Origin of the sequence: Rhizobium sp. BK313 (assembly GCF_014193655.1) — a bacterium.
Classification (GTDB): domain Bacteria; phylum Pseudomonadota; class Alphaproteobacteria; order Rhizobiales; family Rhizobiaceae; genus Rhizobium.
In genome coordinates, this window is the sequence record NZ_JACHZQ010000001.1 from 2,162,106 (window position 1) to 2,176,314 (window position 14,209).

The 14,209-nt window shown below is 53.0% G+C and carries 15 protein-coding genes and 1 tRNA gene; 7 read left to right on the plus strand and 9 right to left on the minus strand.

Going from position 1 to position 14,209, the window contains the following annotated elements; all coding sequences use genetic code 11:
• Positions 1-442: 442 nt before the first annotated feature.
• On the minus strand, positions 443-1,558 hold the full coding sequence (locus tag FHT86_RS10360) for a porin (RefSeq protein ID WP_133706715.1): 1,116 nt from the start codon (positions 1,556-1,558) through the stop codon (positions 443-445).
• 626 nt (positions 1,559-2,184) lie between these two features.
• Positions 2,185-2,275: transfer RNA gene (locus FHT86_RS10365), tRNA-Ser, on the minus strand.
• Positions 2,276-2,797: 522 nt separating this feature from the next.
• Here FHT86_RS10365 and FHT86_RS10370 point away from each other — a divergent pair.
• Entirely contained in the window at positions 2,798-2,998 is a 201-nt protein-coding gene (locus FHT86_RS10370; protein WP_183868572.1) for a hypothetical protein, read from the plus strand.
• Complete coding sequence (locus FHT86_RS10375; protein ID WP_183868574.1) at positions 2,995-3,252, plus strand: hypothetical protein; 258 nt, start codon at positions 2,995-2,997, stop codon at positions 3,250-3,252. The genes FHT86_RS10370 and FHT86_RS10375 overlap by 4 nt, the downstream gene beginning before the upstream one ends.
• Here FHT86_RS10375 and ligD read toward each other — a convergent pair.
• Entirely contained in the window at positions 3,249-4,295 is a 1,047-nt protein-coding gene (ligD, locus tag FHT86_RS10380) for a non-homologous end-joining DNA ligase (protein WP_183868576.1), read from the minus strand. The two genes, FHT86_RS10375 and ligD, sit on opposite strands and share 4 nt — an antisense overlap.
• A 103-nt stretch (positions 4,296-4,398) precedes the next feature.
• Between ligD and FHT86_RS10385 the strand changes: the two genes are divergently transcribed.
• Positions 4,399-4,707, plus strand: a complete 309-nt coding sequence (locus FHT86_RS10385; RefSeq protein ID WP_183868578.1) for a hypothetical protein — start codon at positions 4,399-4,401, stop codon at positions 4,705-4,707.
• Between the two features lie 23 nt (positions 4,708-4,730).
• Here the strand turns inward: FHT86_RS10385 and FHT86_RS10390 are convergent, their stop codons facing one another.
• From FHT86_RS10390 to FHT86_RS10410, 5 genes are all read right to left on the minus strand, one after another.
• On the minus strand, positions 4,731-5,159 hold the full coding sequence (locus tag FHT86_RS10390; protein WP_183868580.1) for a DUF1515 family protein: 429 nt from the start codon (positions 5,157-5,159) through the stop codon (positions 4,731-4,733).
• A 117-nt stretch (positions 5,160-5,276) separates the two neighbouring features.
• Positions 5,277-5,648 (minus strand): hypothetical protein, encoded by a 372-nt coding sequence (locus tag FHT86_RS10395; protein WP_183868582.1) that lies wholly within the window; start codon positions 5,646-5,648, stop codon positions 5,277-5,279.
• Positions 5,649-5,662: 14 nt separating this feature from the next.
• Complete coding sequence (locus FHT86_RS10400) at positions 5,663-5,872, minus strand: hypothetical protein (RefSeq protein ID WP_183868584.1); 210 nt, start codon at positions 5,870-5,872, stop codon at positions 5,663-5,665.
• The gene (locus FHT86_RS10405; protein ID WP_183868585.1) at positions 5,872-6,294 is read right to left on the minus strand and encodes a hypothetical protein; all 423 of its coding nucleotides are present in this window, start codon (positions 6,292-6,294) and stop codon (positions 5,872-5,874) included. The genes FHT86_RS10400 and FHT86_RS10405 overlap by 1 nt, the downstream gene beginning before the upstream one ends.
• Positions 6,295-6,321: 27 nt before the next feature.
• Entirely contained in the window at positions 6,322-6,804 is a 483-nt protein-coding gene (locus tag FHT86_RS10410; protein ID WP_183868587.1) for a CHAP domain-containing protein, read from the minus strand.
• Positions 6,805-6,967: 163 nt separating this feature from the next.
• On the opposite strand from FHT86_RS10410, the gene FHT86_RS10415 reads away from it, so the two are divergent.
• Both FHT86_RS10415 and FHT86_RS10420 read left to right on the plus strand, forming a co-directional pair.
• Positions 6,968-7,903 (plus strand): class I SAM-dependent methyltransferase, encoded by a 936-nt coding sequence (locus FHT86_RS10415; RefSeq protein ID WP_183868590.1) that lies wholly within the window; start codon positions 6,968-6,970, stop codon positions 7,901-7,903.
• A 138-nt stretch (positions 7,904-8,041) separates the two neighbouring features.
• The gene (locus FHT86_RS10420; RefSeq protein ID WP_183868592.1) at positions 8,042-9,175 is read left to right on the plus strand and encodes a hypothetical protein; all 1,134 of its coding nucleotides are present in this window, start codon (positions 8,042-8,044) and stop codon (positions 9,173-9,175) included.
• A 190-nt stretch (positions 9,176-9,365) separates the two neighbouring features.
• Here the strand turns inward: FHT86_RS10420 and FHT86_RS10425 are convergent, their stop codons facing one another.
• On the minus strand, positions 9,366-11,186 hold the full coding sequence (locus FHT86_RS10425; RefSeq protein WP_183868599.1) for an HAD-IIIC family phosphatase: 1,821 nt from the start codon (positions 11,184-11,186) through the stop codon (positions 9,366-9,368).
• Between the two features lie 351 nt (positions 11,187-11,537).
• Between FHT86_RS10425 and FHT86_RS10430 the strand changes: the two genes are divergently transcribed.
• The gene (locus FHT86_RS10430; RefSeq protein ID WP_183868601.1) at positions 11,538-13,952 is read left to right on the plus strand and encodes a glycosyltransferase; all 2,415 of its coding nucleotides are present in this window, start codon (positions 11,538-11,540) and stop codon (positions 13,950-13,952) included.
• Positions 13,953-13,977: 25 nt separating this feature from the next.
• Complete coding sequence (locus tag FHT86_RS10435; RefSeq protein ID WP_183868603.1) at positions 13,978-14,199, plus strand: hypothetical protein; 222 nt, start codon at positions 13,978-13,980, stop codon at positions 14,197-14,199.
• The last annotated feature ends 10 nt before the right edge of the window (positions 14,200-14,209 follow it).

The following is a 14,209-nucleotide window of genomic DNA, read 5'->3' on the forward strand; positions in this document are numbered from 1 at the left end:
TATCAATTAGGTATGAGTTTTCGCGCCGAAAAACGACGTGCCCTACCCCACCATGTGTTCAAAGTTGACCCCTGATCTGGGAGAACCAAGACGATAAGCCTTGCTTCCGATTTGCGAACCTACAGATCGAATTTTTCAGAGCAATATCAGAGACAAACTATAATCATATGTGACGCTTGTTTCGAATATCGCGTTGCACAAAAATCACGTCGTAAATTTGTCACATGGTTGGCATGTTCAATATTGAACTATACTTGGCATTACTTTCGAAAATACTCAAGTTATACTTAATTAGAAAATTCTAATTCAAAATAAGAGGACATCATTTTTTCAGTACTCGAAGCAGACGAGATCGATTGCCCTGAATACAAAAAGCCCGGCTCTAAAGCCGGGCTTTTCGTCACTAACGTGACAATCAGATTTTGACTAAGGTCAAATCAGATTAGAAGTTGCGCTCGAAGCGGAGGATACCAGCCCACTCGTCCTGGCCGATCGAATCCCAGTTGGTGTAGGAGATTTCCGGCTCGATGAGGAGGTTCTTAACCGGGCTCCACTTGACGTTCGTCGTAGCGGCGAAGATCTTCGAGTCGGTGTAAGCAAGCTGCAGGTTCCACTTCAGCTTGTCGTTGATCGGAACGCCAACGCCACCCCAAAGTGCCCAGTCACCCCAACCGCAATCGGCGCCATGAATGGTGCCGTCCGATGACGTGCAAGCCGACACGTCCAGGTTCGAGCCGGCATACTGGTTCAGCTTGTCGCCGTCCGTGTTCCAGCCGCCCATCAAGAAGGCCGAGAAAACGCCGAAGTCAGCGTCGAGACGAGCCTTGATGGCGCCCTCTTCGACGATGGAGTCATAACCACCGACGACCTTGATGGACCAAGCGCCAGCCTTGTAGCCAGCACCGGCAACGACGTTCGGAGCATAGTGGTCACCCTTGGACTGATCCCAAGCACCGCCATAGGTGGAAACGTCGGTAGCAGAATTGGAATCTTCCACCGAGATCACCGCCGTGAAGCCGTTGCCGGCGTCGTAGTTGTAGGTGATCTGGTTGAGTTCGTACGGACCGTCATAGACCACGTCGTCGTTGATGACGTCGCCGGCGTAACCAACGAACTGGTTGTACCAGGAGTCCTGCTTACCGACGCTAAAGCCGCCGAGGCTGATGTACGCCCACAGAAGGTTCGTGCTCGTGGAGCCGCCTTCCTGCCAATCCCAACGAAGGATGGTGTTCGTCTTCAGCGGACCGTATTCGGTGTCGGTCGCGGTTTCGAGCTTCAACTCAGCACGGGTGTGCCACAGCGTGCCGAAGTCCCAGTTACCAGCCCCGCCATGATTGCCATAAGCGTCGCCCCACTGGCCTTCCGTACGCACCTTGCCGCCGATCTTAAGGCAGGTTTCGGTACCCGGAATGAAGAAGTAGCCTGCACCGTATGCGTCGCAGATGCGAACGTATTCGAGCGGCTCCGGCTCAGCGGCAACAACAGCGTCAGCCGCGTGAGCACCGGAAACTGCTGCAAGGGCAGCAGCGGAGCCGAGAAGAAGGCTCTTGATGTTCATTATTGACCTCCAGTCAAAGTTTCAATCGAGAATGAGAACTACCCGAAGGTATTCCCTGCCCCATCCTCGTGTTTCAAGAAGTGGACGATCAATCGCCCTCGCTTCCGAGATTGAAAATACAAGACGCGAACTGTCACGCAATCTACATCTTATCGGAAAGGGTGATTTGCATGAGCCTTCCGCAATCCCTGTTGCCGAAAGGACACAAGTCCGCGATACGGACGCCGCATTTGTTTATATCTTGTTAAGAAAGCCGTTACGATACCAGCACTTACAAGCCGGTTTTACATGATAACGTGGAGATGAGGCCAGCCGTCGCCATGGCCGATCCTGGGCAAATTCATGGGTTCCGTCACGTCATGTTCGCCATTTCCGACATTTGCCGACACAACCATCAACAGTGCGGAGCAAGCAAATCCACTCTGAGCGCCTCGGGACGCCATCGTTAGCCGGCGATTCTACGGCAGCCGATTCGATGGAGAACAGTAATCGCCCACCATCCGCCGGAAAGATTGCAGCGGGATGACAAAAGGAGAATCGACAACGCCCAGGGTAGAGAAATCATGGTGATATCAACGGCGAAGGAAAAATAGTCGTCCTGGGATGCACGGTGGCTTGAAGCAGGATGGCGGAGAAGATGGGATTCGAACCCACGATACGCTTTTGACGTATACTCCCTTAGCAGGGGAGCGCCTTCGACCACTCGGCCACCTCTCCGGTGCGGCCTAACTATGGTGATGCGCTTAGGATTGCAAGGGTTTTTTGGCGCAAATCCAAAAAACCTGTCTTTAGATATATTGCAGGTTCATGCGGGTAAAAACGGAACGATTCAGGTACGCGTTGGCACAAACGGCACAAATTTGGCACACAGAGTTCGCGAGTCGTTCACCTAGGACTAGAGGAGAGTGGAATGTCTAAAATCAAACGCCTCATTTGCCAGATGGCGGGGCACAAATTCACCTGGAAAACAAAACTGGATAGGGATGGATTCCGCTGCGCTCGCTGCAATCGTCTCGTGCGGTCTCAGACCGGCAAGGAAGCCAAAATCAGGAACGCCCGATGCGCCGCTTTGAATACTACGGCACAATAGGACTTATCGGCCTTATATGTGGGTTGGCGTACTTGGCAGGGAAAGGGATTTGGGCATGGCTTATGTACCAATGATCAACGTAAAATATCTTGGAAATGGCTCGGCAGATCTCGCGGGCCGCTTCAGATCACAATGAGAGGGGGTGTACTATGACCACAGACAATATGCCATACAGCCAATTTTCTAAGGCCGCACTGAGCGAACTTGATCAGATCCACGCCATGATATCAAAGGCGGTCGGCGAGCAGGACACCGACCGCGCGGTCAAGCTTGCCGTTGAATATGGCATGCTCCTGCAGCAATTGAGTGATCGTCGCCAAGCGGATATTGATCAAGCGCTAGGACAATGATCCGCCAGAACAACAAATATTCATCGCCCTATCTGTCAGATTATCGAGGCGGCAAAATCATCGTCCGCTGCGAAAAATGCGGGATGAGCAAACAATACGATGCGGATACCATGCTTGAGCGCGTAAAGGACAAGGCTATGCCGGATCTGCTCAACGACATAGCCCGCGCCGAAGGTTGCAAGCAGATAGACGACCAGTATTCGGACAAGTGTGGTTTGAGATTCGATCTCGAGGCAATGCGGAAGTCTCGCTAGGAACGCGGTTCCAATTCATAGACATCGGCGTTGTCCTGCGCATCTCGGAGTCCCTTATAAGAAGCGTGCCGCAGCTTTCCGTCATCCGTCCAGGCGCGATACTCTATCTCTGCAATTAATGTCGGCTGCACCCATATGGCGCCCTTGCGCTTGATCGGGACTGGAGCGTTTGGTGTCTTTAGATTGTCGAGATCCTTGCGCAGCTTCATCGTCTCGCGCATCTTAAACCCGGTCCCTACCCCGCCGACATAAACGAGATCATTTCCCTTGCGCGCGGCCAGCAATAGCCGGCCTATGCCACCCAGCGCCGCCGTCGACGGCTCATAGCCCACAATAAAGAAAGCGTCGCTCTGGATGCATTTGATCTTTACCCAATCACCAAGGCGGCCGGAGCGATAGGGTTGGTCCGTACGCTTTGCAATGATCCCTTCAAGACCGTGCTCGCAGGCAGCGGCGAAGAAAACATCGCCCTCGGCATCTACCTCCTCCGACAGGCGAATGGTAGCGAGGCTGTCGCCGATCACATTCTCCAGCATATGGCGCCGGGCAGTGAGTTCCATGCCCGTCAGATCATGCCCATCGTAATAAAGCAGGTCGAAGGCGTAGAAGATCGCTTCGCCTGCCGGCCGCTTGCCGCCCCGGCCTCCGAGCGAATTTTGAAGCGCTCCGAAATCCGGTCTGCCCTGGTCATCGAGCACGACCGCTTCGCCGTCCAGGATCATTGTCGTGCCGAGCACCTTGGCAGCCCTTGCAATGGTCGGGAACCGATGCGTCCAATCGTGACCACCCCGTGTAATGACGCGCACACCTGACGGCTCGACATGCACAGCGAGGCGGTAGCCGTCCCACTTCACCTCAAAGGCCCATTGCGGCCCCACAGGTGGCTTTGGGACGAGCTTGGCGAGGCAGGGCTCGATCCGTGCCGGCATCGGGTCAAGGGCAAGCTGTGGCTGTGATTTATCGGGGCGCCGTCGCACACCACCCTTTAGCGGCGCATCTTTATTAAGGAGCGGGCGAGATGACTTCCGAGGAACCTTTGTCATGGAAATAGTCCAGCAGACAAAGCTTAAAGAGTCGAGTCTGAACTCGCGATCTTGACTCCCTCGCCTACCAAGAACATTTTGAGAACAAAAAACGGAGCTGAAGGTGACCGAAAAAGCTGACGCGCCGGCGGCCGCGGCGCTGCGATACAAATGGCGGGTGACCTGGCCGAATCCAGAAGACGCAGACAGCCACAAGACGGATTTCTGCGGATGGGATGGGAAGATCAGAATAGGCCGGATCAGGCTAGAGCCGGGTGGACCGGTAAAAGGCCTGTGGCAGTGGAGTGGTCAAGGGCCGGAGGTCAGGCAGAGATTGCTGCCGCACCAAGGATATGAAAAGACCGCGAGGAAAGCTGCCTGGATGGTCGAAGACTATTACGACCGGCTGATGGCGCACCACAGGATTGATTGATGGCAGAGCGGTTTCGGCACTGGCTAATTGAGTTTCAGCCAATGGCGGATGGCAGTGACTGCATTGTCACCAAACCACGCGATAACAGTCCCGATCGTAAGCCCTGAAAAAGCGATGAGGCCGCTGATTCCGACGCCTAGCGTCTTCATCCGCTTCCACTCCTCAATGGCCGGGGATACTTCCTGGTGATTCTTCTCGACAACTTCCTTGAGGGCGGCAATCTGATCGCGGAGCTGGGCGTCTACCTCGCCGCTGATCGCAACCGTTGTTTCAAGATGTGCAAGTTTGTTGCTATGCTCATCTAGCCTCCTATGAATAACAGCTCGGCTTTCGTGGGCATTCTTCTTTTCGTCCTGAAAATCATCTCGAAGCAACTCAATCGTCTCACGAGATCGTTCTTGTCCTTCGAGCAACTTCCCGAGGGTGAGCATTACGTCGTTTAATGATGCCATCGCAAATGCCTTTTGCCCTAGGGGCGAATATCGCTCAAAATGAATGCCACTCCGGCCAGATAAAGTCGGCCAGAGTGGCGGCACTTAAAATGAAGCCTATGAAATTAAGGATGTGAGCTATTTCTGCGCCGGCGGAGTTGTCCCGATAGGCGCCTTTGCCCTGAACCGTCCGTAGAGGGCATAAATGCTGCCGATCAACGGTATGGCCGTGACAATATCGTTGGTAACTTCCCCCTGCAGGGCCGGCGGAAAATCCACATGGAACCGCGCAAGGATGACGCCGACAACCGCGACGCTCGACCCCCAGACGACGCGGGATTTATACCACGGCTCCTGGTTGGTGGAATGCAGCACGGCGTCTATGACCGGGCCAAGGGCATTGATGATTGCCGGGACCGCGGAGAGATCAGCTTGGACGTTTGGATCTGCAACGGTAGCCGAAACCACCGTTGCCATCTGATCCTTGATCTGAGTTTTTACGTCAGCCATTGGATCGCTCCGCTTTACGCTAAAGGGGCTTGAAGAGCCGCCGACAGCGCCTGGTGGCTCGATTGCAGGGCGGCGCGCTGGGTGTCGGTCAGCGGCTTTTGCAGGAAGACGAGCTGATATAGGGAGGCGATCGCCGGGCCGATATCCTGACCGAGGGCTTCGAGAAGCGACAAGGCGGATACGGCGATTTTGATGTCAGCGAGAATTACGTCGGCGGTAGCCATTATTTTACTCCGTTGTTAGCTGCGATCTGTTCGGCAGCGCTGATTGCGGTCTTGAGGGTGGAATAGGCGGTGGAAATGCCGGTGCACGAAGTCTGGCCGGCGGCCGTGCACGCGTTGAGCTGGTTCTGAACCTCGCCAAGCGCGGTCTCGACGACCTTGTCGGCGTCCTGGAGCTTCTGGACGATCGCCTTCTGAGCGCAGAGGCCATTGGCGTTCGTAACCGTGTCCGAGCCGGTGCAGGCGTTGGTGTCATAGAGAGCACGATAATTCTTGGCCGGCGCCAGGAACACCGTGTCATAGCCAGACATCGCGGTATCGACCGTGGTCTGGTTGATGGTGAAGTCATTGAGCTTTTGAAGCGCGCCGCACGAGGCAAGCGAGATCGTCACGGCGGCGATAGCCACCAGGCTTACAATACGCATGGGTATGTCCTTTGGTTGTGGAGGGGATTAGGCTTCGTTGGTGAGGGTTTTGTAATCGCCCGCTGCCAACGTCATCAGCGGGCCGGTCGGAGGCGCTGAGAATGTGTCCGGCCAGCGCGCACCCTGAAAGCCGGTCTTGGTATGCACTTCGATGCAGATTTCATTGTCCTGATTGCAGCCAAGGCAGACATATCCGCCATTGTACTGCCCAAGGCAGATCGCGACGTGGCCGCCACCATTTCGGGAGAAAACAAGGATCGAACCGACCTGCGGCGTGCACTTCACCCCGAACTTCAGCCAGTTGAGAGCCCATGCCGGATTTTCCGGCAATGGCTGCTTCGGCAGGGAATTGTGGAAGAAGGTCGCCATCCCAATTCCGCACCAGGCGGTGACGGATGGATCGTAGTGCAGCCCGGCGGTTGCGAAGTACGCCATGAGCGCTTTCTTGTCCCGCACTTCCTGCAAACCGACGTGTTTCTTCGCCTCGGAGATCCAAGGTAAATCGGTCATAAGTTTTTTCCTTTTTTTCGGATTTACTTAAGTGTTCGCGGCACCATTGCGCTGGCCGAAATTCCTCGTAAAAAGTCTTCCGCAAACAAAGCATCACTGCGAAATACAGACGAGAAAAGCCTCAAAATTTCAAAATACAGCGCTATAACGGGAGATAAATTCTGTGAATTTTAAGATCGAAGGACTACTCGAATCTGAACAGGCTACGGATATCCCGGCCTATGACGTTGATTCCGCCGAAATAAAACAACTCTTAAAAACCATAATTTCCAAAATTCTAAAGCCAAACTCGTATCGTGGGCCAGATGTGCCGCTAATCCAGTTTAACCAATTTGTTGAATTAGCCAGACGCCAGGATATCCGTATTGAAGGCAAGAAGGTTGTAGACTTCGGATGCGGAGAACCGCGACCCTTCGGTGCTGCAATTTACCACTACCTAGCGGGCGCATCGCGCGTTCTATCCGTCGACCTAGATCCCCTCCGGGACCAAGGCGCTGTATCTGTTGCGGTCCTCGGCACCATCCTTGCTGTACTGCTTGATGAACTGAAATTTGACTTTTCGAGCTTGGACGTCGATGCGCAAACCATCCGTAACCGAGCAGCGAAATTCGATCTCGGGAAGCTCAAAGTTAACGATATTGCGCGCGGCATTCCAGATGCGGTCTGGCTAAGGCAAAGCAGGTATCAGGCATTGCCACAAGAAGAGCGGGAGTTCGATATTCTTGTAGCCAATTCGGTGTTTGAGCACGTTGACGACCTCGGAGATTGTCTTGTCTCTTTCCGAGAGAATATCCGTCCCGGGGGGTGGATTTACTCAGCAATCGATTACAAGGATCATCGAATGTACGCAGGAACGGGGGAAAGCCCGTGGCAGTATTTGATCGATGATTCTGACGTCTCGCCGGGCTACATCAACCGTATTCGTCATACCGAGTTTTTTGAGATGATTGCATCATCTGGCTTTGAAGTCGCGGAATGCATACTTGAAACTAACATGCCGTCCGACACTGAGCGCGAACAGTTTTTGCCTAAGTACAAGGATATGAGCGAGATCGATATTGTGACGACCGGCGCGCGAGTTCTGCTACGAGCGGTATAGGCCGCTCACTTTGAGCAGCCGGGTCTTTCACGCCCGAAATGGAGGTTTTCGCTGCGCATATTATTTTACATCGAGCCGGTGGCATTTCGGTTAGACCCTCTTTTAGTCACACCTTGGCTAGATTGGGTTGCTCGGATTGTGGCCACAAACCCAGGCGTATCGTTTGGATTCGCATCAAGCCAGGTATTGTGTTCTGTATTTTCGAGCCGGCTCGAAACACGCGCCGTTTATCTCTTCAACGTCAGTTCGCGCGACATCTTGGAACCTTATCAGTTTGATCGTCACGAATATGCACAGGACCTATTCGGTTTTCGACCTGGTTATAACGATTCTCTCTGCAATCGCCTGAAAGAGATCGACGCTAGCTTTGAACCCGATATCATCATAAGCTTTACGCAAAACCGATATCTCGAAGCGCTTTTCACTGGCCGCGTACTTTTTTGGGAACTCAGTCCCTTGCCGCGAGTGAATTCATCACTCAGCCTTTTCATGGACCCGTTTGGGCATCAGGTGAATAGTATTCCGAACCTATATAAGGACCGGATAAGAAGCCTTTCGCTATCGGACGAACAACTCGCTGGAATCGGTAATGTTTGGCACGAGAAGATTGTAACCCCCCTGCATTGCCATCCATTGACCCCCGAAATCAAAGAGTGGCTGTCCCCCATTCAATCGACAAAGCAGATCGCCCTTCTCGCTCTACAGCCCCCCGATTGGCCAACCTATGAAGCCGCGTGGAGAAGAAGCGAGATTGACCAAATGATCATGCAGTGCACGTCCGAAATGCCGACTGATTGGGTACTCGTTCCAATATTCCACCCGGACCAGAGCCTTCCAGAGCCATTGTGTAGGGCGATCGAGAGTGATTTTGCGGGTATCAGATTCCCACCCCGCGATCTGTCGTCGGGTAAGAGCGAGCTATTTCTCCCCCATGTTGACGCCGTGATATCTATTTCGTCGTCACTGTCTGTGCAGGGGATATTCCACGGCAAGAAAGTCATAACACTAGGGCAAAGCCAGTTTTCGGCCTTCACCAATGGATCGATATCCAAGCTCGACGAAATCAGCCCATTTCCCTATCCAACAAGCGCGCTGATGCTGGCATTCCTATCCAACAGATATAGCCATCCGCTCGATGCATGCCTGACTGAGCCGAATTATGTCGCGAAGGCCGTTAGGACTCTGGCTGGGAACATCGAAGCCTACTTCGATTTTTCAGAGTGGTCTCCATCTCGACTCGCGCCGTTGCTAGGCCCTGTCAAACCAGGTTGAAATCCCAGGTCACATTTTCTTTGATCGGCTTTGCGGGCGTGCCGCCGGCCAAGATATTTTCGCCAATATTTTTGGTCACCACCGACCGCGCAGCCAAAAATGCTGCCAGACCCCAATGAAACGCCTTTCCTCAAGAAACGCCGGGGCGACTTGCAGATATTTTCTTCAACGCCGATCACTTCAACTGACATTAGGAGGCGCCTAACATGTTGACGGTGACGTGGGTAGTTTTGCCTCCCTCAAGTCCAGATGAAAAGACATAACCACCGTCAGTTGGCTCAAATCCAAAATCCGGGTACATCTTGCGGCAAGGCGTATTAGCCTCAGTCTCTCGGAACTGCGCGGTAATTTTTGTCGCGCCAGTTTGGCTCATTATAAAGTCGATCACGGTGGCGAGAACGGTATTTTCAATTTCCATTCCAAGGACCCGACAACTCATCACATACTGCTGAATTTCGGCACCCTTCACGAAGACGAGTCCAACTGTTCCATATTCCGTGAACTTGTCCTTGACGCTGAAGGAGAACACCTTACCTCCTTCTCCAAAGAAGCTCTTGAAATCCTCGAAGGACCATCTCACGCCTGTCGTGTTGAACTGGTTCGTCTTGTTGACCAGTTCATAGGCGCGTCCGAAAGACGAATGGTCGGTATCCGAAACGGTCCAGATATCGAGCTGGGTATTCAGACCAGCTAGGAACTCTTGTCGCGTCATCTTTGACTTAGCGACTTCGCGTTCGACCTGTGCCTTGAGCATATTCTCTCGGCCGGCCGATTCTTTCGAAAGCTTCACGATATTGGTTTCCGGCGCCCATAGAAGCGTCCGTCGTGTCAGGAACGGGTTAGAACCTATGACCCGTATTCCGGGGATCTGGGAAAGAACAGAGTCTCGCTCCACCGGATTGTCATCTACAAAGACGACGCTCTTTGGTGTGAGCGAAAGCTGCTGCATGGTCTCGCGTATATTCTCAACTTTCGGCAGCCAGTTGACCTTCGGGACAATGAAGTCCTCGTATTTCAGGAAACCTGTATCAACAGCGTTCGCCCATCCAGCCTTGACCAGCTCCTCGTCATTTTTCGATGCGATCGAAACCATGATGCCGCGTCGCTTGAGGTGGTGTACCGCCTCCCAAACACCCATCGGCCAACCATCTGCATATGGCTTTCGTCGATCGGGTTGATAGTGCTCGACCAATTGGCCACGCCACATCGTATTGTCGAGATCGAAGATAACCAGCTTTACCATGTCCATCTGGTGCGCAGTGCGGTAAATCGCCTCGATCTGACGGAAAACCGCCCGGAAAAATTCTTCCGATCGATTCGGATACATTTCCTCGATATCGGGAAGAGGGTCCATGCGCCCCGGCTCTGGAGCAGTCCAGTGAGGCATTCGCTCGTGTCCGGCCCAATCTGGATACACAACCGAGCCGTGCGTGTAGAAATAGAGAATATCGTCAAGAAAATGCATTTTGCCGATTGAGTTGGCGATCATGTCGACGTCAGCAACAAACGCGTTACTGTATGCTTTCACTTTGTCCGTCAGATACCTGTTTAATTCTCGCACCACGTAGGTAATGTCGTCCGGCTCGTTCAAATGCGCGAGGCCAGCGGCCCCCACTCCCTGAGGCACGATGAAGTTTGAGACTATCGTTAGGAGGCCAGTCTGGGCGTTATACGCGAGGGCCTTTTCCAACATCATATCAATGATTTGCTGGCCGTGCCGCAGCCAATCGTGATCAGTAGGGTCGGCTATCCGTACGATACCGTCGCTTAGGATGCTGCGAAGCGGTAGTTGCACGTATTGAAAGCTATATTGCTTGAGGTCTTCTGCCGATTTTTCAGGCAATTCCGCTGCATTATTAAATAGGATGAAATCGAAGGCGGCGCCGGGGAATTCCGTGCCGAACCGCTTGCAATATGCCTCGGACAGGCACGATCCGATAAAGAGCACTTTCCTAAAATCGACCGGCGTCACGTTCAAATCACTAGGGAATAAAAACTCGGAAGTTTGCATCTGGTGAATACCTAACCAAGAAAAATTTGGCGGTATTTAAACGATGCGATGGCAACTCGTCCATATCCAAAAAGGTACGGATGGGTTGCGTTAGCGGCCCACTGGTGTGGTATTGAAGACATCGCAGAGATGAAAATGATGAATTGCCACTCTACCCTCTTGCGAAAATACTCGTTAGGTAGCTAGTAACTCCCTGAAAAATTCTCTTTAAGATAAGTAGCAATTAATTCGAAAATTATCGCGAGGGTTGAAGTGCGTATTCGTGGCCTGTTCAAAGATCGTTCCCGTCCCTCAGCGGGGAAATCCCCCGGAGGTACAACGGAAGTCCCGGAGAGTGAACTAGCACGGGCAATGGCACTCCGCGAACGAGGCGACGTTTGGGGCGCATTCACCATCCTAGCTGCCGAATACAAGAGAAATCCGTCACAAGACATTGCGATCGAGCTTTCCAAGATGATCGGGACGACCACCGATTATGCTGACGTTCTGGCTGCGATGGCTTCAGAGTTCGATAATGCCCATTACTTGCATATCAATTCGGATGTCCGCGGGGCAACGAGCGATGGCGCTACACATTACTTGCTTTACGGTTGGAAGGAAAATCGCCCTCCGTCGCCTTTTTTCGACCCGTATTTTTATCGCCACAAGTACCAGGATCTAGACCCGCGCGTTTTCCTTCTTTCTCATTTCCTCAAGAATGGGAAAGTTGCTGGAACGCCCGCGAACGCGATCAGCGACGAATACTGGTTTGTCCCCACCTCTCCCACATCGGAGGAATGGCGAGACGCTCCGGCGGCGAAACTTTCCGCTAGGACGAAGGCCGTTGTCATCATCCCCGTCTATAAGGGATATGAGGAAACGATGACCTCCGTTTATCAGGCGCTGGTTTCACGACAAAACGATGAATACAGTCTTCTCGTTGTCAACGACAAAGGCCCCGATGAAAAGCTCAATAAGGAATTACAGGCGCTCTCTGATAGAGGCCTTTTCGACTATCATGCGAGCGTGATTAACCGCGGATTTGTTCAGACCTGCAACCACGCGATCAAAGAACTAAGCAATAATCTCGACGTCGTTTTGCTCAATTCTGACGCCTATGTTTTCCCAGGATGGTTTAAGCGGCTCAGTGCCCATGCCAACGATCCGAACGTCGCTACAGTCACTCCTCTTTCGAACAATGCGACAATCTGCAGTTATCCGGTCGTCGACCGCGACAACTTCCTCTCGCTCGAATGCAGCCCCCAAGAGCTGGATGCGTTCGCAAAGAAAGCCAACAAGGGTCTGGCCGTTGAAACCCCTACCGGTGTCGGGTTTTGCTTCTATATGAGCCGCGCCGTCATCAACAAGATTGGCGCGCTGGACGCTGACGCGTTCAAAGTCGGCTATGGCGAAGAAAACGACTTCTGCATGCGGGCTCTAAACCACGGCTACAAGAACCTCATAGCAGGCGACGTCTTCGTTTTTCACACAGGCTCCGTGTCTTTCTCTGCCATAAAAGAAGAAAATTTCAACAAAGGCCAGCGCGCTCTTGAAGGCAAGCACCCAAACTATTCGCCTCTGGTGCGAAGCCACGTCATGGCCGATCCGGAACGGTACATGCGCCGCCAGCTAGACGTAGCCAGGCTTTCTTCCGCGCTCAAGGGTGCCACCGTGTTCGTGACACATGCATGGAGCGGTGGCATTAACACCTACCTCAATCATGAGCGCCGGGAGCTTGACAACCAGAAACTACCCCATGTCACAATCAAGGTTCACAGCGGCTATAAGATCACTGTCGACACCAACTATGGGCTCTTCGTTCCGAATCTGGTCGATATAGATCTCAGAACCGAATTAGGCGTGATCAAAGAGCTGATCGAGTCGATGTCGCCAAAAGAATTCCACGTCAACAGCTTCGCGGGTCTAGACTGGCAATGGCACAAGAAGCTGCTGGAATTCATCCAAAGCAGCGGCAAGCGATACAAGTATGTCTGTCATGACTATTCTTCGATCAGCCACCATTATCAACTGCTTCGGCCAGACAACATCTATAGGCACGCGCCGACCATTGCAGAGCGCCGCGCTTGGTCTACCATGATCGACGGTCGAGATAGCCCTGACGTCTCCGATCCCGATGAGAGACTGGCTGCATACACCGTATTCCTTGAAAACGCTGCAGTGGTGGAAGTCCCGAGCAATGCTGCGAAACGCATTCTCGAGGCAGAATTCCCAAAGGTTGCCTTCAGTATCGTTCCCCACGCCGACCATCTACCCGATGTCCCCATTGCTCAACGGCGCCAGCGTGATGGAAAGATCAGAGTCGCCGTCATCGGTGCAATCGGGCCACATAAGGGAAGCGACGTGTTGGCTTCTCTTGCTGTTGATGCCAGGAACCGAAATCTCGAACTCGAATATGTGCTTGTCGGCTACAGCAATAACGACAACCTGCTTCAATCCTGTGGAATCTCGATCACCGGCCAGTACCGTACCGAAGGAGAGGCCCTAGCTCAGTTGTCCGAACTCAAACCGGATATGGTCCTCATCCCAAGCATCTGGCCTGAGACCTTCTGCTACGCCCTGTCGATGGCGCTGAAACTTAAGATCCCGCCGGTAGTCTTTGACATCGGAGCCCAAGCCGATCGCGTCTCGCCGCTTAGCTGGGGGAAAACTCTCCCCATCAAGCTCGCCTATGATCCTTGCCGTCTGTCAGAGTCCTTGCTACGTCTTGACCTCGACAAAATGTGGCGATCGAGAACGGCCGACCATGCGGCCGATCGGGCAGCGTGATCGCCTCTCAGCAGGGTTTTTTAGGATGGCGGAAAACCGCATTAAAATTTCGGATCAGGATCTGGCTGCCATGATGGCAACTCAGACCGCCATTATGGCGAGACTATGCGACTTGCTGATAAGCAAAAACGTAATGACTCGTGCCGAGATCGCCAACGACCTGCACAAGCTGCTGTCGCATGGTCTTGTCGAAGCTCCGCGAGGAATGGGGCCATTGAAGCATCTTCTTGCATTGATCGACAAATAAGCCAGACGAG

Excerpts from the sequence above, each read along its gene's own strand:
- FHT86_RS10435 (WP_183868603.1), top strand. The coding sequence starts at position 13,978 with ATGGCGGAAAACCGCATTAAAATTTCGGATCAGGATCTGGCTGCCATG.
- FHT86_RS10395 (WP_183868582.1), bottom strand. The coding sequence starts at position 5,648 with ATGGCTGACGTAAAAACTCAGATCAAGGATCAGATGGCAACGGTGGTT.
- FHT86_RS10430 (WP_183868601.1), top strand. The coding sequence starts at position 11,538 with ATGGCACTCCGCGAACGAGGCGACGTTTGGGGCGCATTCACCATCCTA.
- FHT86_RS10400 (WP_183868584.1), bottom strand. The coding sequence starts at position 5,872 with ATGGCTACCGCCGACGTAATTCTCGCTGACATCAAAATCGCCGTATCC.
- FHT86_RS10375 (WP_183868574.1), top strand. The coding sequence starts at position 2,995 with ATGATCCGCCAGAACAACAAATATTCATCGCCCTATCTGTCAGATTAT.
- FHT86_RS10410 (WP_183868587.1), bottom strand. The coding sequence starts at position 6,804 with ATGACCGATTTACCTTGGATCTCCGAGGCGAAGAAACACGTCGGTTTG.
- FHT86_RS10370 (WP_183868572.1), top strand. The coding sequence starts at position 2,798 with ATGACCACAGACAATATGCCATACAGCCAATTTTCTAAGGCCGCACTG.
- FHT86_RS10360 (WP_133706715.1), bottom strand. The coding sequence starts at position 1,558 with ATGAACATCAAGAGCCTTCTTCTCGGCTCCGCTGCTGCCCTTGCAGCA.
- ligD (WP_183868576.1), bottom strand. The coding sequence starts at position 4,295 with ATGACAAAGGTTCCTCGGAAGTCATCTCGCCCGCTCCTTAATAAAGAT.
- FHT86_RS10405 (WP_183868585.1), bottom strand. The coding sequence starts at position 6,294 with ATGCGTATTGTAAGCCTGGTGGCTATCGCCGCCGTGACGATCTCGCTT.
- FHT86_RS10390 (WP_183868580.1), bottom strand. The coding sequence starts at position 5,159 with ATGGCATCATTAAACGACGTAATGCTCACCCTCGGGAAGTTGCTCGAA.
- FHT86_RS10425 (WP_183868599.1), bottom strand. The coding sequence starts at position 11,186 with ATGCAAACTTCCGAGTTTTTATTCCCTAGTGATTTGAACGTGACGCCG.